Source organism: Collinsella sp. AM16-21, from assembly GCF_003471905.1.
Classification (GTDB): domain Bacteria; phylum Actinomycetota; class Coriobacteriia; order Coriobacteriales; family Coriobacteriaceae; genus Collinsella.
In genome coordinates this window covers 43,980-65,097 of the sequence record NZ_QRKJ01000013.1, presented here as the reverse complement: position 1 = coordinate 65,097, position 21,118 = coordinate 43,980, and the positions used below count along the sequence as shown (strand labels likewise).

16 protein-coding genes are annotated in these 21,118 nt (G+C 60.2%); 8 read left to right on the top strand and 8 right to left on the bottom strand.

Annotation, left to right across the window (positions count from 1 at the left end):
- Window positions 1-397 precede the first annotated feature (397 nt).
- The 4 genes from DW180_RS07945 to DW180_RS07930 all read left to right on the top strand — a co-directional run bounded on the left by DW180_RS07945 (window position 398) and on the right by DW180_RS07930 (window position 3,442).
- Window positions 398-724 carry an HIRAN domain-containing protein gene (locus tag DW180_RS07945; protein ID WP_118238333.1) on the top strand — a complete coding sequence of 109 codons (327 nt, stop codon included), beginning with the start codon at window positions 398-400 and terminating at the stop codon, window positions 722-724.
- Window positions 725-742: 18 nt separating this feature from the next.
- Window positions 743-922 carry a hypothetical protein gene (locus DW180_RS07940; protein ID WP_118238332.1) on the top strand — a complete coding sequence of 60 codons (180 nt, stop codon included), beginning with the start codon at window positions 743-745 and terminating at the stop codon, window positions 920-922.
- A gap of 66 nt (window positions 923-988) precedes the next feature.
- On the top strand, window positions 989-1,534 hold the full coding sequence (locus DW180_RS07935; protein ID WP_118238331.1) for a metallophosphoesterase: 546 nt from the start codon (window positions 989-991) through the stop codon (window positions 1,532-1,534).
- A gap of 150 nt (window positions 1,535-1,684) precedes the next feature.
- Window positions 1,685-3,442: a DUF2130 domain-containing protein gene (locus tag DW180_RS07930; protein WP_118238330.1), complete on the top strand. Its 1,758-nt coding sequence runs from the start codon at window positions 1,685-1,687 to the stop codon at window positions 3,440-3,442.
- Window positions 3,443-3,521: 79 nt separating this feature from the next.
- Here the strand turns inward: DW180_RS07930 and DW180_RS07925 are convergent, their stop codons facing one another.
- From DW180_RS07925 to DW180_RS07915, 3 genes are all read right to left on the bottom strand, one after another.
- Window positions 3,522-6,203 (bottom strand): RNA helicase, encoded by a 2,682-nt coding sequence (locus tag DW180_RS07925; RefSeq protein ID WP_118238329.1) that lies wholly within the window; start codon window positions 6,201-6,203, stop codon window positions 3,522-3,524.
- 309 nt (window positions 6,204-6,512) lie between these two features.
- Window positions 6,513-7,352: a tRNA (guanosine(46)-N(7))-methyltransferase TrmB gene (locus DW180_RS07920; RefSeq protein WP_118238328.1), complete on the bottom strand. Its 840-nt coding sequence runs from the start codon at window positions 7,350-7,352 to the stop codon at window positions 6,513-6,515.
- A 112-nt stretch (window positions 7,353-7,464) separates the two neighbouring features.
- The gene (locus DW180_RS07915) at window positions 7,465-8,385 is read right to left on the bottom strand and encodes a hypothetical protein (protein ID WP_158570965.1); all 921 of its coding nucleotides are present in this window, start codon (window positions 8,383-8,385) and stop codon (window positions 7,465-7,467) included.
- A gap of 219 nt (window positions 8,386-8,604) precedes the next feature.
- On the opposite strand from DW180_RS07915, the gene DW180_RS07910 reads away from it, so the two are divergent.
- The 4 genes from DW180_RS07910 (at window position 8,605) to DW180_RS07895 (ending at window position 13,109) form a co-directional block, all read left to right on the top strand.
- Entirely contained in the window at window positions 8,605-9,327 is a 723-nt protein-coding gene (locus DW180_RS07910; protein WP_118238326.1) for a helix-turn-helix domain-containing protein, read from the top strand.
- Window positions 9,324-10,223 (top strand): DUF4097 family beta strand repeat-containing protein, encoded by a 900-nt coding sequence (locus DW180_RS07905; protein WP_118238325.1) that lies wholly within the window; start codon window positions 9,324-9,326, stop codon window positions 10,221-10,223. Before DW180_RS07910 ends, DW180_RS07905 begins: the two co-directional genes overlap by 4 nt.
- 102 nt (window positions 10,224-10,325) lie before the next feature.
- Complete coding sequence (locus DW180_RS07900) at window positions 10,326-12,230, top strand: elongator complex protein 3 (RefSeq protein ID WP_118238324.1); 1,905 nt, start codon at window positions 10,326-10,328, stop codon at window positions 12,228-12,230.
- Window positions 12,231-13,109 carry a spermidine synthase gene (locus DW180_RS07895; RefSeq protein WP_118238322.1) on the top strand — a complete coding sequence of 293 codons (879 nt, stop codon included), beginning with the start codon at window positions 12,231-12,233 and terminating at the stop codon, window positions 13,107-13,109.
- Between the two features lie 27 nt (window positions 13,110-13,136).
- Here the strand turns inward: DW180_RS07895 and DW180_RS07890 are convergent, their stop codons facing one another.
- The 5 genes from DW180_RS07890 to DW180_RS07870 form a co-directional block, all read right to left on the bottom strand.
- The gene (locus tag DW180_RS07890; protein WP_118238320.1) at window positions 13,137-15,581 is read right to left on the bottom strand and encodes a DEAD/DEAH box helicase; all 2,445 of its coding nucleotides are present in this window, start codon (window positions 15,579-15,581) and stop codon (window positions 13,137-13,139) included.
- A 116-nt stretch (window positions 15,582-15,697) separates the two neighbouring features.
- Complete coding sequence (locus DW180_RS07885) at window positions 15,698-17,002, bottom strand: ATP-binding protein (RefSeq protein ID WP_118238318.1); 1,305 nt, start codon at window positions 17,000-17,002, stop codon at window positions 15,698-15,700.
- The gene (locus tag DW180_RS07880; protein ID WP_233545228.1) at window positions 16,995-18,734 is read right to left on the bottom strand and encodes a TerB N-terminal domain-containing protein; all 1,740 of its coding nucleotides are present in this window, start codon (window positions 18,732-18,734) and stop codon (window positions 16,995-16,997) included. The genes DW180_RS07885 and DW180_RS07880 overlap by 8 nt, the downstream gene beginning before the upstream one ends.
- 87 nt (window positions 18,735-18,821) lie before the next feature.
- Window positions 18,822-19,538 (bottom strand): DUF554 domain-containing protein, encoded by a 717-nt coding sequence (locus DW180_RS07875; protein ID WP_199411025.1) that lies wholly within the window; start codon window positions 19,536-19,538, stop codon window positions 18,822-18,824.
- A gap of 118 nt (window positions 19,539-19,656) precedes the next feature.
- Entirely contained in the window at window positions 19,657-21,087 is a 1,431-nt protein-coding gene (locus DW180_RS07870; protein ID WP_118238316.1) for a hypothetical protein, read from the bottom strand.
- Window positions 21,088-21,118 lie beyond the last annotated feature (31 nt).

Below are 21,118 nucleotides of genomic sequence, written 5' to 3'. Positions count from 1 at the left end.
TTCCTATTACCCACATTTTGCGTTAGACTACTGCTATGGAGCACGGATGGGCCAACTCCCTTTAGAAGGGATTTGGTATGAACGTAAGCGATGTTATTTCGTTATTGGCGTTGTTGATCGCGGCTATCGAACTCGGCCTGTTTATCGGCCGAATGAAATAGCCGCCCCCGCGTAAGCGAAGACGGCCACTTCTCACGATGAAAACGTGTATCGGAGTTGGCAAGACCCGCTGCCACGGGTGCCATCCGTGTTCCTATCTTATCTGCAAGCGTCCCGTCGCGCAAGCGTTGCGGCAAGCGATTGAAAGACGCAGACAGGATGAATTTGTGTCCGCACGGGCCCGTAGACTTCTCAATAAGGTTAAACGCCGGGTATTCCGGCCGGTAGAGGAGCTGCCATGTACGAGCCTTCACGTGTTCTTTTGTCGTTTCATATTGCAGGATTTCAGTATGCCGATGGCGCCTTGGTCTTGGGCGATCTTAAAGCGGGCGATAAGCTGACGCTGTGTGCCGAGCGCGATAATCCCCATGATCCCGAGGCGGTTGCGATCTACTACGGCAACACCAAGCTCGGCTATGTTCCGGGAAACGAGGCCGGCCCGCTGTCCTTGATGATGTATTACGGCCATGGGTACGTATTTGAGGCCCGTGTGCAACAGGTTGCCCCCGAGCGCAGCCCGTGGCATCAGGTGCGCGTTGGACTCTATGTGGTGGATGCTCGCTAATCGGCAATGGAGGCGGTCATGTTTGATGGCGATGACCTGTTCGATCTGACGGACGACCCGTTTGAGTGGGATATGCTGCTCGACGATGATGAGCTAGAGCAGGACCGGAAGAAGCGGCAGGACAAGAACGCCCAGGGTGACGCGTCGAAAAAGAAAGACAAACACCGCCGAGGTCTGTTCGGCGGGCTCTTTGGCTAACCGACGCATCGCTGTGTCTGTATACTTAGCACGAGTTTGACGCGTTGCGAAATGAGGACATAGACGATGATGTGGTTTACCGCCGACCTGCACCTGGGCGATACGAATATCTTGCACGACATGGACCGGCCGTTTGGCTCGGTCGAGGAGATGAATCGCAAGGTCATCGATGCCATCAATGAGTGCGTGGCTGCGGATGACCGTCTCTACATCCTGGGAGACTTTACCTATCGTTTGCCCCTAGCGGATGCCGTGCACCTGCGCGAGCGTATCGAATGCAAGAACGTGACGCTCATCCGCGGTAACCATGACGGCGATTGGGAAGATCCGAACGCACCGCAGATTTGGGATGAGGTGCGCGATTATCTGGAGGTCGCTCCCGGTTACGCTAAGGGTCATCGCCTGGTGATGAGCCATTACCCCATGCTCAGCTGGAATGGCAAGGCGCGCGGCGCCATCATGCTGCACGGACATATCCATAGCAGGGGTGACCGCACCAACGCACGCAACCGCGATCGCGAGCGCCCCATTTTTCGCTACGATGTCGGCCTCGATGCCAACGACTACAAGCCCGTAAGCCGTGATCAGATCCTCGGCTTTTTTGGACTGTAATTCTCGAACCACGACACGAGCTACCGCAAAGGGGGCAGCCACCTTCGTGGTGGTTCTGGCGCCGTTGCCATTATGGCAGCGGCGCCTTTTTTGTCCGTGCGGCGCGGTAGAGTGTAGGCGGTTGAAATTTGCGTCCATCGAGGAGCTGCCATGAACGAGATCAAGTGCCCGCATTGCGGCGAAGTTTTTAAGGTCGATGCGTCCGGTTATGCGGATATCGTCAAGCAGGTGCGCAATGCCGAGTTTTCGCGCGACCTGGATGAGCGCGTGAAGGCGGTCCAGCGCGAGGGCGAGCAGGCACTGGAGCTTGAGCGCTCGCGCTCGACGGCTGCTTTGCAAAAGGCAGAGTCTCAGCGCGACGCTCAGCTTGTCGAGCAGAAGAACGCTGCAGCTCAGCAGCTGGCACAAGAGGTTGCCAAGCGCGACGCTGAGCTTGCCGAGCTGCGCGCCAAGCTCGAAAGCGCTGCCGCAGAGCGCGAGAGTGCAAGTCAGCGCGCGGCGGTTGAGGCCCGTTCCGATGCTCAAAAGGAGAATGCCGAGCTTCAGCGCGAGATCGACAATTTACGTGCGCAGTTGGAGCGCAAAGATGATGAAGCCAGGCTTGCCGAAGCGGCGGCACGCAATGCTGCTCAAAACGACCTGTCCGCGCGCGACGCTCAGATTGCCGAGCTGCAGGCCAGGATCGCCGCGGCGGACAAGGCCCAGGAGATGGCGCTTGCCGCCGCCGCGGCAGAGTCGCAGCGTGAGCTCGATGCCGCTCGCAGCGAGGCCGAGCGCGCGCTTACTGACTATCGCGCGAAGGTGCAAGAGAAGTTTTCCGCCGCAAAGGCTCAGTCCGAGCAAGAGGCCGAGGGCCTGCGTGCCCAGCTGCGCGAGCAGGAACTGATGGCAAAAATGAACCTGTCAGAGGCGGTCGCCGCGGCGGAGCGAGAGCGCGATGAGGCACGTGCCAAACTGACGAGCGAGCTGGCGGTGCGCGATTCTCGCGAGGAACAGGCCAAGGCAGCCCACGAGCTTGAGCTTGCGCAGGCCAAGCGCGTGAGCGACGAGTTGATCCGCTACAAGGATGAAGAGATTGAGCGCCTTAAGGACATGAAGGTTCGCCTGTCCACCAAGATGGTGGGCGAGTCGCTCGAGCAGCACTGCGAGACCGAGTTTAACCGTCTGCGCATGACGGCGTTTCCCAATGCGTACTTCGAGAAAGATAACGATGCATCCGAGGGCACCAAGGGAGACTTCATTTTCCGTGAGTGCGACGCGAGCGGCAACGAGGTCATTTCGATTATGTTCGAGATGAAAAACGAGAACGACGAGACCGCGACCAAGCATAAAAACGAGGACTTCTTTAAGAAACTCGATCACGATCGTCGCCAGAAAGGCTGTGAGTACGCGGTGCTCTGCACGCTGCTCGAGCCCGAGAGCGAGCTTTACAACGCGGGAATCGTGGACGTGAGCTATCGCTACGAGAAGATGTATGTGATCCGCCCGCAGTTCTTCATTCCCATCATTACGCTGCTGCGCAATGCCGCCATGGGTTCGCTTCGCTATAAGCAGGAGCTGGCGGAGTACAAGCAGCAGAATATCGATGTCACGAACTTCGAAGCCAAGATGGAGAAGTTCAAGAACGATTTCGGCCGCAACTACGAGATCGCGAGCCGCAAGTTCCAAACGGCAATCGATGAGATCGACAAGACGATTAGCCATCTGCAGAAAACCAAGGAGGCGTTGCTGTCCTCCGAGAACAATCTGCGCCTTGCCAACAAGAAAGCCGACGATCTTACCATTCGCAAGCTCACGTGGGGCAACAAGACCATGAAGGCGGCGTTTGACGAGGCACGCGGGGCTGCGGCAGAGACAAACGATGAGCCAGCCGAGGCGGATTCGTATGAGGTCGAGAATGCCGAGTAAGGCATAGCGGATAGTGCAAAAACGGGGCCGCTGGCGATAGTGCCAACGGCCCCGTTTTATTCCGTTCCAGTATGTTTGGCTAGTTCTCGAGCAGGTCCTCGATAAAGCCGACGCGGTAGTTTTTGAAGATTACCTCGCCGCCGTCTTGCGTGGCGTCCAGATCGACATCGCCCATGATGCCAAAATCGTGGTCGCCATCCTCGTCGGCAAAGATCTGGTGCACGTGCCATACGTGCGCGGTCTTCTCGTCGGACTCATCGATGGAAAACATCGCGGCACTGCGGGCGTCTCCGTCGGTGAGAATTTCCTCATGCTGCTCATGGTAGGCATCGAGGGCCTTTTGCCAGCGGATCTCGCTCATGCCCCAGTCGTCGTCGAGTTCGCCCAGGTCGCGAATGCGCTCGCGGGCGGCAAGGGTCACGCGGCGGAAGAGTGCGTTGCGCACCAGCAGGGTGCAGCCACGGCGGTCTGCCACGACTTCATCGATGCCCTGCGGCGGTGCGGCGTCGAGTGCAGCGGGGTTGCCGGCGTTCTCCCACTCGTCCACCAGGCTCGAGTCCACCGAGCGCACCACAAAGCCCAGCCACGAGATAATGTCGCGCAGGCGTTCGTCGCGCTTCTCGATGGGCACGGTGCGGTCGAGCGAACGATAGGCCTCTGCCAGGTAGCGCAGCAAAATGCCCTCGGAGCGGGCGATGCCGAGCTTTTGAATGTAGCCCTTAAAATCGCTCGCGCTCTCCAGCATATCGCGCAGGACGCTCTTGGGAGAGAGCTGATAGTCGTTGGCCCAGGGCACTTCCTGGCAGTACTTGTCAAAGGCGGCGTCGAGCAAATCCTCGAGCGGCTTTTCATACGTGACGTCTTGAATGCGCTCCAGACGCTCCTCATATTCAATGCCGTCGGCTTTCATCTCGGCCATAGCGCGATCGCGTGCTGCGCGCTCCTGTGCGCGCAGCACCTGCTTGGGATCCTCGAGCGTTGCCTCGACCATTGAGATCAGATCCATGGTATAGGTCTCGCTCTCGGGATCGAGCAGCTCCAATGCGGCAAGTAAGAACGGCGAGAGCGGCTGATCGAGCGCGAAGTCCTCGGGCAGATCGACCGTCAGTGCGTAGTCGATGTCCGGCGCGGCGTCAGCCGGAGCGTCGGGTGCGGGCGGCACTTCGGTGCGTACGACGACGCCGGAGTCGATGAGCGTGGCGAAGATCTCGTCGGCACGAACCTCGAGCTTTGCCTTTTCCTCAGGGGTCTGCAGACTCGTCTCGATGAGGTCGTGTACGCGGGCTCGGGCATCGCCGCCCTGCTCGACCACGCTGATCACCATGGAGTGCGTGATGCGCAGGCGCGGCTTGAGTGTCTCGGGCTGCGTCTCGATCAGGCGCTCAAAGGTTTGCTTGTTCCAGGTGACAAAGCCCTCGGGGGCCTTCTTCTTTTTAATCTTGCGGAGTTTTTTGGGGTTGTCGCCCGCCTTGGCCATGAGCTTGGCGTTCTCGATCTCGTGCTCGGGTGCCTCGGCAATCACCATGCCCTCGGTATCGAAGCCCGAGCGGCCGGCGCGACCGGCAATCTGATGGAACTCGCGGGCGCGCAGACGACGCATCTTGTAGCCGTCGAACTTGGTAAGCGCGGTGAGCACCACGGTGTGGATTGGTACGTTGATGCCGACGCCGAGCGTATCGGTGCCGCAGATGACGGGCAGCAGGCCCTGCTGCGCCAGGCGCTCGACCAGTAGACGATAGCGCGGCAGCATGCCGGCATGGTGCACGCCGACGCCGCATCCGAGCAGGCGCTTGAGAATCTTGCCAAAGGCCGTGGAGAAGCTCGTGCCCTTGGCGGCTTCCTTAATGGCCTCGCGCTGCTCCTTGCTGGCGATGCCAAAATTGGCGAGGGATTGCGCCGTTGCAAGGGCGGCATCCTGGCTAAAGTGCACGATATAGAGCGGGGCCTCGCCGCGGCGCATGGCGAGCTCGACCGTGCCCTCGAGGGAGGTCGTCACATAGTCGTAGCTCAACGGAACAGGACGCGGGGCGTCGACAACCAAGTCGCAGGTAGCGCCGGTGTGTTCCTCGAGCGAGGCGGCAATCGCGGTGACATCGCCGAGCGTGGCGCTCATGAGCATGAATTGCGTGTGGGGCAGGGTGAGCAGCGGCACCTGCCAGGCCCAACCACGATCGGGGTCGGCAAAGTAGTGGAACTCGTCCATGGCGACGCAGCCCACGTCGGCATCTTCGCCCTCGCGCAGTGCGTCGTTAGCAAGGATCTCTGCCGTGCAGCAGATGACGGGCGCCTTGGTGTTGATATGCGTGTCGCCGGTAATCATACCGACGTTATCGCGGCCGAGCACCTGCACAAGGTCGAAAAACTTCTCGCTGACCAGAGCCTTGATAGGAGCCGTGTAATAGCAGCGTTTGCCCTGTGCCATGCCCATAAAGAGCATGCCCAGCGCGACAAGCGACTTGCCCGATCCGGTCGGCGTGCCCAGAATGACGTGATCGCCGGCGGCTAGATCCATGAGGGCCTCTTCCTGGTGGTCCCACAGCTCAATACCGCGATTGCTCGTCCATTCAAAGAAGCGCTCGAAGGCCTGGTCGGGCGTGAGCCACGGTTCGGGCTCGCTGCCGTCCTCGGGCTCCCACCAGATGGGGGAGAGCGCACCGAGTGAGCCGAATTCGGCTTCGGTTCCCGTGCCGCCCGAGAATGAGCTGGCGGCGCCGGCGCCAGAGACGGTGCTGGCGGCGGTATCTATCGTGGTCTGTGCCATGTGTTTGCTTTCTCTCGCGATTGTCCGCCAACTATTATGGCGTAGCGTCGCATCGATGCGTTCGCAGGCAAGAAAATGCAGGAAATGGGCGTTCTGCCCAGCCGTTTAGTGTAGTCGCTAGCCAAGTGAGTAGACTTTTTGCGATATTGCGAGCACATGACTTTTGCGCTAGGGTTCTACCTGCGGTTTTATGTTTCGCTATGCGGGCTGTGCCTGGCTATTGCAAAAAAGTCTACTCACTTAGGTTTGAGGGCCGTTCGCTGGCGCCAATTTGCGCTTGTTTGCCGACGCCGCGACCATCAGAAGCCCCTAGGACTCCTGCGGTAAGCGCTTCTTGCCCTTGCGGGCGCGGTTTTTAAAGTTCTCGACGGCCTCTTCCATGCCGAGGGGCACGTAGGTGAGCTCATCGAGGTTATCGGGCAGGTAGCAAGCAAGACTTTGCTCCTGCATGCGACCCGCTGTGAGCTGTTCGTCGGTGGGCTGCGCGCCGGGTGTGGCACAAATGCCATAGACGACGGCACCCATCTCGCGCGTGCGGCATTCGTATTCGGTCTCGGGATGCTCGGGATGGTCGCGGCGGACGTCGTCGCTTACCCAAAGCGTGTCGTAGCCGGCCGCGGCAATCTGCCCCAGGGCGTAGTCGCGCAGCGGTTTGCTGTCGGTGCGCAGCGTGACGGTGGCGCCGGCTGCAAAGAGCGGGCGGTAGAGCATCAGATGGTCGACATGGACGAGCCGTTTTTTGGCGTACTTGGCCTTGGGCTGCGGCGTGGGAAAGTTGATGGTGATGGCATCGAGCTCGCCTGCGGCAAACAGCTGCGGCAGCGATGCGGCGCCTCGGGGCAGGACAAGTGCGTTGGACAGCTCCTGCTCGCAGATTTTCTGTGCGGCATAGGCGATGCAGATGGGCTCCTGGTCCATGCCGATAAAGAACGTGTTTGGCTCGCGGGCCGCGCGCTCTACAAGGTACGTTCCCTTGCCACAACCAAGATCCAGATGAAGGTGTTCGAAAGGCTTGCTGCCTGCGGGCGCACAGGCCTCGCGCCAATCTCCGGCATAGGCCTCGGGGTTCGTCTCAATCGCATCGGCGTAGCGCTCCAGGCGCTCCTCGAGTACAAAGTTCTTAGGCGTGCGAACGTGGACGGCTCCCATGAGGCTCCTTGGTCATAAGTATGGAACGCATGGCTGCACGTTCCGGTGATGGGTTAGAAGGGGGCGATTTGCCCAAAAGATGCGGTGCGGCTCAGCGACGAGTCGCTGACGCCTACAGACGCTTGAGAATCACATAGCGGTTGAGCTCGCCGCTGCGACCGTCGGCATGGAAGCGCTCAAGCTCGCGCACGGGGACCTCGCCGCTCTTGTAGAACGTACGGACGCCGCGCACCAGGTCGGTGATCTGCTGATCGTCAAAGTGATGGCAATAGCGGTAGGCGTGGCGGTCGTTTTGCCAGCCAATGAGATGGTCGCCGGCTTCAAACTGCGCGGAATCGTAACCCTCAAACGGCGGGGTGAGCTCGGCGCGGGCCTCGGCACGAACGGCCTTGCGCGCCATGCGCTCGTCGTTCATAAACTCCCAAAAGCTGATGGCGATGATGCCGCCTGGGCGCGTCTGGCGCACCAGGGCGTCGAGCACGCGTACGCGGTACTCGCACGACGGCACGTGGTGCATAAATCCAAAGCAGACCGAGATGTCGGCGAGCGGGGCGTCGAAAAGCACGTCGGGTGTCTTGGCGGGGTTGAGCTTCATGAGGGCGTCGAGCACATCGAGTTCCTGGAAGTGCAGGTTGGGAATGCGCAGGGCGTGGCCACGTGCATCGATGGCCAGGTCCTGACACGAGTCGACACCATAGAACTCAAACGGGCAGCTGACATCTGCCGAGGGGTTTGTGCCGTCGACGCCCTTGGCGGCAAGTGCGCCGCCGGCGGCAAAGTTCTCAAAGCGCATATTTCCGCAGGCAAGATCAAAGACACGGACGGGATGCTCGATCGTGGCGACGTCGAGCTGCCCGAGCGCGATATCCATGGTACGCACCCAGCCGGGCCACGGGGCCTGGCGCGTATCGGAGAAGGAGGCGGAGTGCTCGCGATAGAACGTGTTGTTGAGCTGGATGAGCGATGAGGCGAAATCGCGGTTCACGGCGCGGAACTCCCTCCGTTGGCGGTGCGGAATAAACAGTACGACCATACTACCGTTTACGCCGCAACGGGGACAACCGAGCTGTGGGTCATTGCTTTGTTTGGACACATTTCCGCAGCTCATATGTGCCCGCAACCGCCGGTTGTCAAAAATCTCACTAGAATAGGTGGCATGCTTTTGGCGGTGGCGGATAGATTTTTAACTGTGCAAGGCGCCTTAAAAACAAAAACGGTCCGGCGGCACGGCTGGCATCGCATAGGAGGAACCATGAATGTAGAAACTGCTCAGCGGCTCGCCGACCTTCGCCGCAGCAAGGGCTTTAGCCAAGAAGGATTGGCGCGAAAGCTGGGACTGTCACGCCAAGCGGTCAGTAAATGGGAGCGCGCGGAGAGCTCGCCCGATACCGAGAACCTGATTTCGCTCGCCAAGCTCTATGGTGTGAGTCTGGATGAGCTGCTCAATCCGAGCGATGAGATCGAGGACGATATCGAGTTTGAGAACGAGGACCGCGCCCGTCAGCGCGAGGCCGAGGCGGCGGAGCGTGCCCGTACCCACGAGGCGGCGGCACGCGCTACCGAGGCGGCAACGCAGGCGAGTGATGCTGCGGCCAAGGCGGCGCAAGCGGCAAGCTGGAGTGCACAGGCCGCCAATGCCGCTACGGCGCAGGCGACGAGTGGCGGTGCGGTTGGCTCGACTCCGGTGAAGGGTCCGTTCCAGTCGTTCCCGTATTGGGCTGTGTGTTGGCTGCTGTTCTTTTTGCTGATGTTCCCGTTTGGTGCCGGCCCCTTTGCCGCGCTGATCTTCTTTACGATTCCCATCTATCACTGGGTGGCGCGTGCACTCGATGGTGATTGGGCACGCGGGGATATTCAGGTTGGTTCGGCACCGGTGACGGCTAGGACTCAGGTGCAGGATGCTTCCGCTGCGGTTGATGCTGGCGTGGCTACCGCGACTACCGCTGACCCGATCGCCAAAGAGGGTGATGAATGATGAAGCTTTCGCATGAATCCAAGGTACGCTTGGGCGTTGGCATCGGAGCGTTCGTGCTCATCATCGGACTTGTCTTTGGTATTTCGCGGACTTTGATTCATTTTGATGGCCCGTGGGATCTCGACGATGTTGTACCCGGCTTGTCTGGTATGGACGATATGTTTGACGACGATGATCTCTTGGATAGTGGCAACTATTCCGCTCGGCCTCAGCAGCTTTCGAGCACGACTTTTGATGCCGATGAGTTCCGCTACCTCGATTTCGATATCAATGCGGCTTCGGTGGACGTCAAGGTTGTTGATGGCAACAAGGTTCGCGTTATCGAGCGGGGGCGCGTTGCCGAGGGTATGGATGCCTCCAAGGCCGCGACGCAAAACATCGCATCCGTCGAGGACTCGACGCTCAAGGTTTCCCAGTTTGGAAGTGACGACGGTAAGGCAATCGATCGCTCAGTTACGGTCGAGCTGCCGCGCCGTGTTGCCGAACATCTGAAGGGGGTCAACGCGCACGTGGGCTCGGGCGATCTGCAGATTGCCGGTGTCATCTGTGATGGTTTCGACCTTTTCCTGGGTGCGGGAGATGTAGAGTTTACGGGCAGCGTGACTGATGCGCTCAGCGCTGAGGTCGGTTCGGGCGATGTGACGTTCGAGCTTTACCAGGCCCCCGCGAAGTCGATGGACGTGAGTGTGGGCTCGGGCGATGTGGAGATGACGGTTCCGAACTCGACGGGCTTTAAGGCGAGCCTCACCTTGGGCAGCGGCGACTTCGAGAGCGATTTCCTTCCGCTTGGCTACGACGGCGAGACCATTTTGAATCTTGAATTCGATAACGGCGATAAGTCTGCCACGTATCGTTTTGAGGTCGGTTCGGGCGACATGTCGTTTGATCCGGAGTGATGGCTGCGGGCTGGTCCGCAAGCATAGATGCTTAGACGCGCTGTTTGATGGAGGCGCCGGAGCCGTGACGGGCTCCGGCGCCTTTGCCTTTACAATGGGGGCATGGAACAGATTATCTTGAACATACTTAAAGCCCTGCGTCGCGGCGAGACCGTAGACGACAAGGCACTCGTCAAACTGATACATGCCGAGGCGCGCCGTGAGGGTGCCGACAAGCGCGATCTGGCCAAGCGCCGCCTGCTGCCGTTCTACCAGCGGGTGAAGCGCGAGGAGCCGGCTCGTTGGGCTGGGTGGAATGTCGATGCCGAGCTGGAACGTCGACTGCTGCAGGCGCTGCGCATGAAGCCGCGCCGAACGGCCTCAGGCGTGGCGACCATTACCGTCATCACCAAGCCGTGGCCGTGCTCAGGCGATTGCCTGTTTTGTCCCAATGATCTGCGCATGCCCAAGAGCTATCTGCACGCCGAGCCGGCATGCGCCCGTGCGGAGCAAAATTGCTTCGATCCGTATCTGCAGGTGAGCGCTCGTCTGACCGCGCTTTCGCAGATGGGGCATGCGACCGACAAGATAGAGCTCATCGTGCTCGGTGGTACCTGGAGCGACTATCCGCAAGGGTATCAGACGTGGTTTATGTCGGAACTTTTCCGTGCGCTCAATGACGATGCCGTCGCCGGCGTGGCGGCTAATCCCATGTTGGCGCGCCCGGGTATCAGCCGTGCCGAGGCGGGGCGCTTGCTCGATGACGCTCCCGCCGATGCCCTGCCGCCGGTGGTGGCGGAGCGTCGCGAGCGCTACCGGGCTGCCGGCATTGCGACAGACGAGGCCGAGCTCGCGAGCGGTGTTGCAGGAGAGCAGGAGCGCGTGGATGTTGCTGTGGGCGGCTACAACCGCGCGGTGCGTTGTCTGTACGGCCCCGGTACGCCGTGGGGCGAGGTCGCCGAGTGGCAGACGGCCACGATGGAGGAGCTTGAGCGCCAGCAGCGCATCAACGAGACGGCGAAGCATCGCGTGGTGGGGCTCGTTATCGAGACCCGGCCCGATGCCGTGACGCCACAGGCCCTCACGCTCATTCGTCGCCTGGGCTGTACTAAGATCCAGATGGGCATCCAGAGTCTCGACCAGCATCTGCTCGATATCAACGAGCGTCGCATTTCGGTGGCTCAGATTGAGCGAGCGTTTTCGCTTGCGCGCCTGTTTGGCTTTAAGATCCACGCGCACTTTATGCTCAATTTGCTGGGTGCCACGCCCGAGGGGGATAAGCGCGACTACGAGCGCTTTATGACCGAAGGGGCCTTTATGCCCGACGAGGTCAAGGTTTACCCGTGCGCGCTCATCGAGGGTTCGCGCCTGGTGGGCTGTTATGAGCGTGGCGAGTGGCGCCCCTATACCGAGGACGAGTTGCTCGATGTGCTTGCCGACGACATCGTGGTGACGCCGGCGTTCTGCCGCATCAGCCGCATGATTCGCGACTTTAGCTCTGACGACATCATGGTGGGCAACAAGAAGCCCAACCTGCGTCAACTCGTCGAAAACCGTTTGGCGGCTCGTGGGGAAGGCGCGACGGTGCGCGAGATCCGCTATCGCGAGATCAGCACGGCGGGTGCCGACCTGGATGAACTGTCTCTTGATGAGGTCGCTTACGAGACGCCGGTGACGCACGAGCGCTTTTTGCAGTGGGTGACGCCGCAGGGCAAGATCGCGGGCTTTTTGCGGCTGTCGCTGCCCGACCATTCGTTTGTTGCCGTGCATGCGGACGAGTTGCCGACGACGCCGGACGAGGCGATGATTCGCGAGGTACACGTGTATGGCATGGCGGCACGCGTGGGGGATCAAGGCCAGGCGGCGCAGCATCACGGGTTGGGGCGTCTGCTCGTAGAGCGTGCGTGCGAGATTGCCCGGGACGCGGGTTATGCACGTATCAACGTGATTAGCGCGATTGGCACGCGTGAGTACTATCGCCATTTGGGTTTTTACGACCACGGACTCTATCTGCAAAAGGAGCTCTAGATGAACAAACCGAGTGTTTCTGCTGGCGTCGTTGCCGGCGTTGCCCTGGGAGCTGCGGCGCTTGGCGCGGCCGCCGTCGCTGTTCGCGCTGCCTGTCTGCAGGTCGCGAGGACTCGCAATGGGTTGGCGCGTGTGAAGCGCGTGCACGATGAGAGTGGCGACGAAGTCCGCGTGTTGGTGCAAGGCGGCGTCTACCAGAGCGCGACCTACGTTGGCGAGCGTTGGGCAGAGCCCGTCTTTACGTACTATCGTGCGTTTGACGACGTGTTTGAGGCCGAGGATGCGATGCGCGACGCTTATGGTCACGGTATCAACCGTATGCTTATGCTAGGTGGGGGCGGGTTTGCCTATCCCAAATATGCGCTGGTGTCGCACGAGGGCTTGCGCATGGACGTCATTGAGTACGATGCCGAGATTACGCGTCTGGCGCGTCGTTGGTTCTATCTGGACGAGCTGGAGCGCACGGTGGGTGACCGCTTGCGGGTGATTACCGCTGAGGCTCGCTCGTATCTGGGCGTGACGAGCGTTGGGCATCGTCGCTACGATGTCGTCGTGAGCGATTGCTTTGGCGGTGCCGAGCCCGTGCGCGAGCTGGCGACGATTGAGGCGCTGCGCTTGGTGCGGGGCAGCCTGAACCCCGGCGGTATCTATGCCGCCAATATCGTGAGTGCAAACGAGGGGAGCGATGTGACGTTCCTGCGCGATTGCGTTAGCACGGCGCTCGAGGTGTTTGCGCATGCCTGGGTGGTTCCCTGCGGCGACGCGGAATTTGGCGGCGAAGAGAACTACCTGCTCATCGCCAGCGACGGTGACTACACCTTTGCCGACGCCGTGCCCTTCGACGCTGACTTCCTCGGCACCGTCCTTCACGACAAGTAAGTCTCCCCGTCCCAAAAAAGACTGGTCTTAGGCGTGGTCGCGCCAGCTGAGGACGCGCTGCTTCATACCCTCGATGTCGAGCACGCCTTCGGCGAAGCCTTTGCGCACGAGCTCCTCGGGAACGTACTCGTCGTAGCGATCAAAATAAGGCACCTCGCCGGGATAGACGAGCTCGATGGGGTCGAAGTCCTTCTCGGCCTCGGCGGCGAGCACCTCAAAGAATGTCTCCTCGTCGGCCTTCATCTTGAACTGCATAAAGTATGGACGCGACGGATCGAGCCCGCGAAGGCCAAGTTCCGCGGCGCATTTAATCTTGAGCATACGTTCGAGTGCCAGAAAGGCGTAGCTGCCCAACCAGGGGAAGAGCACCCAGGTGTCGCCACCCAGGTTGATGAGCGGCTTAGTTCCCGCGCCCGAAATCTCGGCGGTATGACGAGCCTGCGCCAAGCGAGCCCGTGCGTTACCCATAAGGTACGGATATGCTGCGTGCTCAGTGAGCGCTTGGCGCATGCGCTCGAGCACATGCGTGTTAATGTCGCCGGGGCAGTCGCCAAAGTAGGCCGGCACCCGGCCTTTGACCTGCGTGGCAAAGACGGTATGGCGCTTCCAGTCCACTTCTTCGACAATCCAGCAATGGCCGGCGATGGCAATGCGCTCACCGGGCGGGGGCGGATTGACGATCGTGCCCAGCTCGGCCGATTCGTTCCGGACGGTAAACTCCTCGTTTTCCTGGAACACGGCGTAGAACTTAAAGTTGTTGATGATGCGCTCGCCCGCGAGACCCACGATGAGCCCGCCGCCTTCGGTGACCTGGATATGGTCGATCTTAATGAGGTGACGCAGCAGCACGCGATAGTCATCGGCCGAGATGCGATGGAAATAGCTCAGTGTGAGCACGCGCTGGGCAAGTTCGGCCGGCGTGAGTTCGCCGGTGCTGGCGAGGGTCGACATGGTCTGGTGATAGAGCAGACTGTAGGGGAGTCGATCGAGTTCAGGCGGCTCGACCCATTTTTCCTCGCGATAGAGTTGTACGAGCGCGATGCCCTGCAGGAGCTTCCAAGGAATGGTCTCGGGCATCATCGTGCGCGGCTCGGGTTCTTCCTCGCGCATGACAAACCACATCTCGGGCGGAAGGTCGCGACGGCCTGTGCGCCCCATGCGCTGCAAAAAGGAGCTGACGGTAAACGGCGCGTCAATCTGGAAGGCGCGCTCCAGGCGGCCGATATCGATACCGAGCTCCAGCGTAGAGGTGGTGACGGTTGTCTGCGCCTGCTCCTCGTCGCGCATGAGCTCCTCGGCCGTCTCGCGCAGCGATGCCGAAAGGTTGCCGTGGTGGATGAGAAAGCGGTCGGGCTCGTGTCGACTTTCGCAGTAGCTGCGCAGCATGGAGCACACGGCCTCTGCCTCCTCGCGCGAGTTGGCAAAGACCAGGCACTTGCGGCCGCGCGTATGTTCAAAGATATAGCCCATACCGGGGTCGGCGTTGTCGGGTGCCGTGTCGGTGGGGTTGAGAAGCGCCTGCTCGGCCGCTCGTGGGATGTCGACTTCGCCCTCGGGGGCCGAGGAAGTGCGACGGTCTTTGGGAGCGGCCTTGCCCCGCGCCTGCTCGCGACGTTGACGGCGTTCTTCCTGTGCAAGCTGTCCGCTGTGGCACATGTCTTGTCCGGATGCGGGCAGCGCCGCGGGCGCCGCCGTCTCAATACGCTCGCAAGTAAGCACCTCGGCTTCTTGTGGACCCGTGCCTACGAATTCTCGTTGCTGAGCCTGGGGGCCAGAGTTGTAGAAGTGCTCCATGGAGATGCGCCACATGCGGCGCGGTTCCTCAAAGCGGGGGATAACGCAGTCGCGCCCCGTTCCCTGTGAGAGAAAAGCGCCCGTGCGCTCGGGGTCGCCGATGGTGGCCGAAAGGCCAATGCGGCGAGGCTGCACGCCGGCCATGCGCGAGAGTCGCTCGATAAGGCAGAGCGTTTGCCCGCCACGGTCGCCGCGCATGAGCGAATGGACCTCGTCGATAACCACGTAGCGCAGGTCGCAGAACATGCGCGGGATCGCCATGTGCTTGTGGATCAGGAGTGCCTCGAGTGATTCGGGCGTAATCTGTAGGATACCGCTCGGCTTTTTGATGAGCCTAGCCTTGTGCGATTGCGAGACGTCGCCGTGCCAATGCCAGACGGGGATGTCGGCTTCTTCGCACAGGTCATTGAGACGGACGAACTGATCATTGATGAGCGCTTTGAGGGGGCCAATGTAGAGGGCGCCTACGCTCGCGGGTTGGTTCTCCCAAAACTCGGTCAGGATGGGAAAGAAGGCCGCCTCAGTCTTGCCAGATGCCGTAGATGCCGTCAGGAGCACATTATCTTGCGTGTTGAAGATGGCATCTGCCGCCGCAACTTGGATGGAGCGCAGGCTCTCCCAATCGTGGGAGTAAATGAAATCCTGGATAAACGGGGCATATCGGTCAAAAGCGTTCATGGGACCTCCTCTCATCAACGGGCCGATCAACACAACGGGCAGCGGCTCGATATCTTGCAACATCGGCGTTTGCCCAGATAAAACCTACCAAAATAAACTTGTCCCTTTTTGGCAGGTTAGATGGTAAATTCGGCGAAGTTGCGGTCGCCGCCTGCGGTGCCGGTGTCGCCTGTTGCGGCTGCCGGCGCCAGCGCGTCGCCACCGACGCTTTGCAGCAACTCGGCCACGTTGGCATCGGGGTTCTGACACAGGATATCGAGCAGCTCGATAAAGTCACGGATGACCTCACGCGGCGTCAAATGCGTATCGGCTCCCACGCGGCCGAACTCAATCTTGAGGAAGTCCACCAAGTCGTTCTCGGTAAGCGTGGGCGTCCAGCCAAAGTAGCCGGCATGGATCTGCATGAGCTTTTCGATGAGCACCAGCAGCTCCTCGTAGGTGAGCGGCTGCAGGCGGATGATGGGCGCGAGCATGTCTTTGAGATCATCTCGCGCAAAACGGCCCTGAGCGAGACGGCTCCGAAGGGCCTCGTAGGAAAAGACGCCGCGGCGGCGGTCCTCGATAGAGGTCGGCGTGCCACCCATGATCACGCCCAGGTACTGCGCTTTGCCCTGGAGCGTGTCGTTGTACATGGTCAGGATCTTCTCGTAGTTATATTGGCGCGTGATCGCGTTGGGAATCTTGTACAGATTCACGAGCTCGTCGATGAGCACCAGCATGCCCTTGTAGCCGCTGCAGACCAAAAAACGTGCGATGAGCTTGACGTAGTCGTACCAGTCGTCATCGCTGATGATGGTCGAGGAGCCCAACTCGGCGCGTGCCTCACTCTTGGTGCGGTATTCGCCGCGAATCCATTTGGTCACGCGACTCATAGCTTCTTCGTCACCCTCCGAGACGGCCGTGCGATAACGGCGGAGCATGCGGGCAAAGTCAAAGCCGTGGACCATCTCCTCGAGCGGGGCCAGTTGGGCATTGACGGCAGACTCGTCGGCCTCGGCACACGAGGCGACCCAGCGGTCCAGGATAAGGTTGAGCGCGCCGCCCTCGGGGCGCGTCTTGGTCGAAATATTGCGGATGAGCTCGCGGTAGGTGGCAAGGCCCTGGCCCTGGCCGCCCTGTAGGCGGCGCTCAGGGGAAAGGTCGGCATCGGCGACCACGAAGCCCTCGCCCATGGCATGCGTTCGGATGGTCTGGAGCAAAAAGCTCTTGCCGGCGCCATAGCGACCGACCAGGAAACGGAAGCTTGCGCCGCCGTCGGCGATGAGACTTAGGTCGGTGAGCAGGGCGCGGATCTCGACCTCGCGTCCTACGGTGATGTAGGGAAGGCCAATGCGCGGGACAACGCCGCCCTTGAGCGAGTTGAGAATGACGGCGGCGACGCGCTTGGGCACACGGGGTGCTGCGGATGCGGTATCACTCATGGTCTAAGTATCCTCTCACGTCTGCTTCGTAGTCCTCGATAATTTGCGGTCCTGCTGAGCCAAATTCAATAACGGTGTCGCCCACCAGGTCAAAGAGCGCTTCGTTGATGCTATCGACGAGCATGTCCTCACTCTTGCCCGACTGTTCCACCGCCGATGCCGTCTGTGCTGCGTTTTGCTCGAGTAGTGCTCGAAGATAGGCGTCTGCGGCGGGGTCGAGTACGGACGCGGTGTCGGCGGGCGCGGGCGTTGGCGCGAGGAGCGGGGCTACGACGCCAAACTGTTCGGTGGAAATGGTTGGCTCGTCGGCTTCGTTGCGCTCCGTGGGCACCGTGACCGCCTCGGCAATCACGTCGGACGCGGGCTTGGCTTCCAGCTGCTCGGAGCCCGCCACGTCAACCTGTGCGGGCGCATCGTCCTCGCGCTCCTCGTCGATCAAAAGCGCCTCGCGCGTTTGCGCGGCGGCGCTCCGAATGTGCCCCAGCTGACTCAGATCGATATCGATCTTGACGGGCTGATGTGCGGCATCCCATGAAAGCCATGCCGTGATCTCGTCATCGATAATCTTGGCCAGATATTTGGGGACCTTTTCTTCCTTCAGGGGATGGGCGGGGTCCAGGGCCAGGCGCAGGCGTTGGTCGCAGGCGCGCATCATCTCGCCAAGTTTGCTGCTCTTTTGTCTGCTGCCGTGAATCCGCATGCATTCCCAAAAACCGTTTTGGCAACGGTAGATATGGATGGGGTCCAGACGGTATTCGCAGTCCTCGTGGCGCTCGGGCGCAAAGAATACGGCCGAGGCAAACATGGTGTAGGGCATTGCCGTCTCCTCCCCAAATAAACTTGCCACGATGCCGGTCTTTCGGTGCGTGTCATAGTAGCGCGCCATGCGGACATACACGGCGCACGCCACGTGGCGCAGATCGCGGTGGTGGCTGCGGTCGAGCCGCGAGCTACTTAGGTTGTACGTGGAGAGGGCGTTGATGGCGGCCATGAGTCGCTCCTCGCGCACCTCATCGGGCGGAAGGGGGAGCGCGGGCTCGGAGGTTTTGCGACGCTTAGGGGTCTGGCCGGACGGTGCCGGTACAAGGTCTCGTGCCGCGCGCCGCAGTTCGATAAGGGCGTTATCGAACATGACGGTTTTAGAGTCGCGAAGCAGCTTGGGGTCGAGCCCGTGGAACACGGCGTAATCTTGCAGCCACACGCGCGCAAACCGGTCGATGCCGGGCTCGAAGGCGCGATAGACATCCCAAAAAGCCTTGATCTTGTTAAAACCATCGAGTGGATTATCTACGCCAATGCCGCAGATCAGCTCATAGAGATACAGAAAGGCAAAGGACGTAGACGTTTCCTCGACGGTTCCGCGGCGCACTTGGGCACGCCAGGTAAAGTAGCCGCGCAGTTGCCGGTCGCTCATGGCGTTGTAGGTGGGAAAGTACGACTTAAAGGTGCCGTTGTAGGGACAGTCGTCCTCAAAGCCGGCCATCAGCAGGCCCTGGCGGTAAAAAAGCTCGGCTTCCGAAAGCCAGCGGCCCGCACCGCCCTTGGGGTCATCCTGCCAGCGCGATATCTCGCGCATTTTACGGTACTGGTCGGGGAGGAAATTCTGCATCTGTCGCCCGGTTTTGAGAATCGGCTCGTCTGCGTAGGTTTCGTTTGAGAAGCGGGCGGACTGATGGGTCCGGGCCTCGGCCATAATGCGCTCGATGAGCATCTTGATGTCCTGGTCGGCCACCGCTCCTCCTCTCGAACGCAGCTACGGTGACCTCATATCATAGCACAGCATCAAACAGATGTTCGAGATACCGCTACGTAGATAGATTTAGAACAGGAGGGCGTAGATGACGGCGATGATGACGGAGGGAAGCATATTGGCAGTGCGGAAGGTCTGAGGACGGATAAGGTTGACGCCGACGCAGAAGATGAGCATGGAGCCTACGAGCGAAAGGCTGTCGAGGGCTGCCGTGGTCATGATGGGGGAGAGTGCACCGGCAAACAGCGTGATCGTCCCCTGGAACACGGCGACGGGCAGGGCGGAAAAGATGCAGCCGCGGCCAAGTGAGGCCGTCATGGTGCAGACGATGATGCAGTCCAGTGCGCCCTTGAGGGCAAGCGTTGACCAGTCGCCGAGCAGGCCGTCCTGAATCGATCCCACAATGGCCATGGCGCCGATACACACGGTGAGCGAAGTCGAGACAAAAGCGTTGGTGAACTCGTTATCGCCCTCGCTGCCGGTTTTGCGCTTGAGCCATTCGCCAAGGTTCTCAATGGCGGCTTCCAAGTCGACGGCCTCGCCGATGAGCGAACCGAGCGCAAATGAGACGATGAGCATGGTGGTACCGGTGGTCGACAGCGCCTTTCCATCGATAAGGAGCATCTTTTGCATGGTGCCGCCAAGGCCGATAAACAGGACGCACAGCCCCGACGCTTTCATGAGCGTGTCTTGGATACGCGGTGTGATAAAGCGACCGCCCGCTAATCCCAAAAGACCGCCCGCAACTAAAAGGACAACGTTGATGATTGTTCCCAAGCCCGGCATGAGCCCTCCTGTATTGATGCCAACGTGGCAATCGTAGCAGAATGGAATGCGAGACACATCGCGACTCATCTAATACGTTATATAAGTGGTATTAGCAACGACGCGCAGTATTTAAGCCTCAGGTGGTTGTCGGGACATAGGGATAGTGGTCAAAGCGCAGTGTCATAAGCCGCTGTGGGGATTCAATAGCCGCGGCGATGATATTGGCATCGCGGGTACGATCAAACCCTTCGAGTTCGATCTGATACGAGATGTCTTGCATAATGTCCAGACGTCGCCAGGCTAGGAGTGTGTCGCCATCGAATTCCAAGGTCTTGCCTCCGTCTGGGGCAACGGCGTATAGGCGCAATTTAGCGGTGGTTGCAGGGTCGACAACCGTGACCTTTTTAATTTCGTTTCGAGTATTCTTGGCGCCCAACAAGGTGAGCAGTGTTGGGGCCACGACCTCGCCCGATGGCAAAAAGACGACTTCGATGGATTCAGGAAATGCGATGATGGCCGACTTGCGGACGGGCTGATTGGCGGCGGCAACTTCGATGCTTGCAGCGTCGATGACCTCCGTGTGGTCGAGCGCGGCAAACACGCAGCAGTTACCTTCATCGATTTCTTGAGGATCAGCAAGCCCCAGACTGTCCGCGAGCTCGGGATCGTTTTGATCGGTAGCGGGCTCATTCGGTGCTTCGAAAGAAGCTGGGACGCTGTTTGTCGGCGATGACGTGTCGCCCGCACCCGCTTCCTTGTCCGCACTCTCTTCTTGTATGGTTGCGTTGATGGGTTCGTCGTTTGAGGGGAGCGTCTTGGCGTCAAGCGCGGAGGGGAGAATTCCGATGGCTCCGGATCCGTTCCACTCCATTTCGAGAAGCGCCGGGTCGGCAAGAATGCGTTGCCTGCTTTGCGCGTGGGCATCGATTTCAATAGGGCCTGCCTCTATCCCTCGTGTAAGGCTGAGTGATCCGGCTGGCTTCTCGAAATGAGCGTCTGTATCTTTGGTGCTGGCGGCGTAGAACAGCAGGGACGTTTCTCCCGCCGCGATGGCATCGGTGCCGGCTTTGGCCAGCCGCAACGATGCCGTGAATGAGAGGGTGGGCTGCGTGTCGTCTGCATTCGCGGCGGCGCAGCCCAGACATATACCGCCTCCTTTCTCGAAAAACGCACCGTCAAAGGCGACCTTCGCTCCGTTCGCCGAGTCATCGACCGAAGCGATGTCGATGCGCAGCTCTAAATTGCATGGATCGCCATCTGCATCGAGCACAACCGAGCGCCACGTGCAGACGGCGCACCCCGCCTGGGAGCCGTTTACCTTGTTCGAACGATTGATATCCACGACTATCGAGCCGTCCGTATTACGACGAAGGCATCCCGAGGTTGAGATTGCGGCCTGTGCAATCGAAAAACGCTTACACGCAATGGCGCTCGACGGATTTGGTGCGGAGCTTAGGGCTGCTGGTAAGGAGTCTGCCATGACGGGAGTCGCCCAAGCGGCGACAGGCGTTCCGGTTGCGAGCGCGCCGCAGAGTGCGACGACGGGCAAAAGGTTCTTCGATGCCATGGGGTCTCCTTAGCTAATTTAGTGCGGCCTA

Coding starts and splice junctions, on each gene's coding strand:
- DW180_RS07940 (WP_118238332.1), top strand. CDS start 743: ATGTTTGATGGCGATGACCTGTTCGATCTGACGGACGACCCGTTTGAG.
- DW180_RS07900 (WP_118238324.1), top strand. CDS start 10,326: ATGGAACAGATTATCTTGAACATACTTAAAGCCCTGCGTCGCGGCGAG.
- DW180_RS07920 (WP_118238328.1), bottom strand. CDS start 7,352: ATGGGAGCCGTCCACGTTCGCACGCCTAAGAACTTTGTACTCGAGGAG.
- DW180_RS07885 (WP_118238318.1), bottom strand. CDS start 17,002: ATGAGTGATACCGCATCCGCAGCACCCCGTGTGCCCAAGCGCGTCGCC.
- DW180_RS07905 (WP_118238325.1), top strand. CDS start 9,324: ATGATGAAGCTTTCGCATGAATCCAAGGTACGCTTGGGCGTTGGCATC.
- DW180_RS07875 (WP_199411025.1), bottom strand. CDS start 19,538: ATGCCGGGCTTGGGAACAATCATCAACGTTGTCCTTTTAGTTGCGGGC.
- DW180_RS07890 (WP_118238320.1), bottom strand. CDS start 15,581: ATGAACGCTTTTGACCGATATGCCCCGTTTATCCAGGATTTCATTTAC.
- DW180_RS07935 (WP_118238331.1), top strand. CDS start 989: ATGATGTGGTTTACCGCCGACCTGCACCTGGGCGATACGAATATCTTG.
- DW180_RS07915 (WP_158570965.1), bottom strand. CDS start 8,385: ATGGTCGTACTGTTTATTCCGCACCGCCAACGGAGGGAGTTCCGCGCC.
- DW180_RS07870 (WP_118238316.1), bottom strand. CDS start 21,087: ATGGCATCGAAGAACCTTTTGCCCGTCGTCGCACTCTGCGGCGCGCTC.
- DW180_RS07925 (WP_118238329.1), bottom strand. CDS start 6,203: ATGGCACAGACCACGATAGATACCGCCGCCAGCACCGTCTCTGGCGCC.
- DW180_RS07895 (WP_118238322.1), top strand. CDS start 12,231: ATGAACAAACCGAGTGTTTCTGCTGGCGTCGTTGCCGGCGTTGCCCTG.
- DW180_RS07930 (WP_118238330.1), top strand. CDS start 1,685: ATGAACGAGATCAAGTGCCCGCATTGCGGCGAAGTTTTTAAGGTCGAT.
- DW180_RS07910 (WP_118238326.1), top strand. CDS start 8,605: ATGAATGTAGAAACTGCTCAGCGGCTCGCCGACCTTCGCCGCAGCAAG.
- DW180_RS07945 (WP_118238333.1), top strand. CDS start 398: ATGTACGAGCCTTCACGTGTTCTTTTGTCGTTTCATATTGCAGGATTT.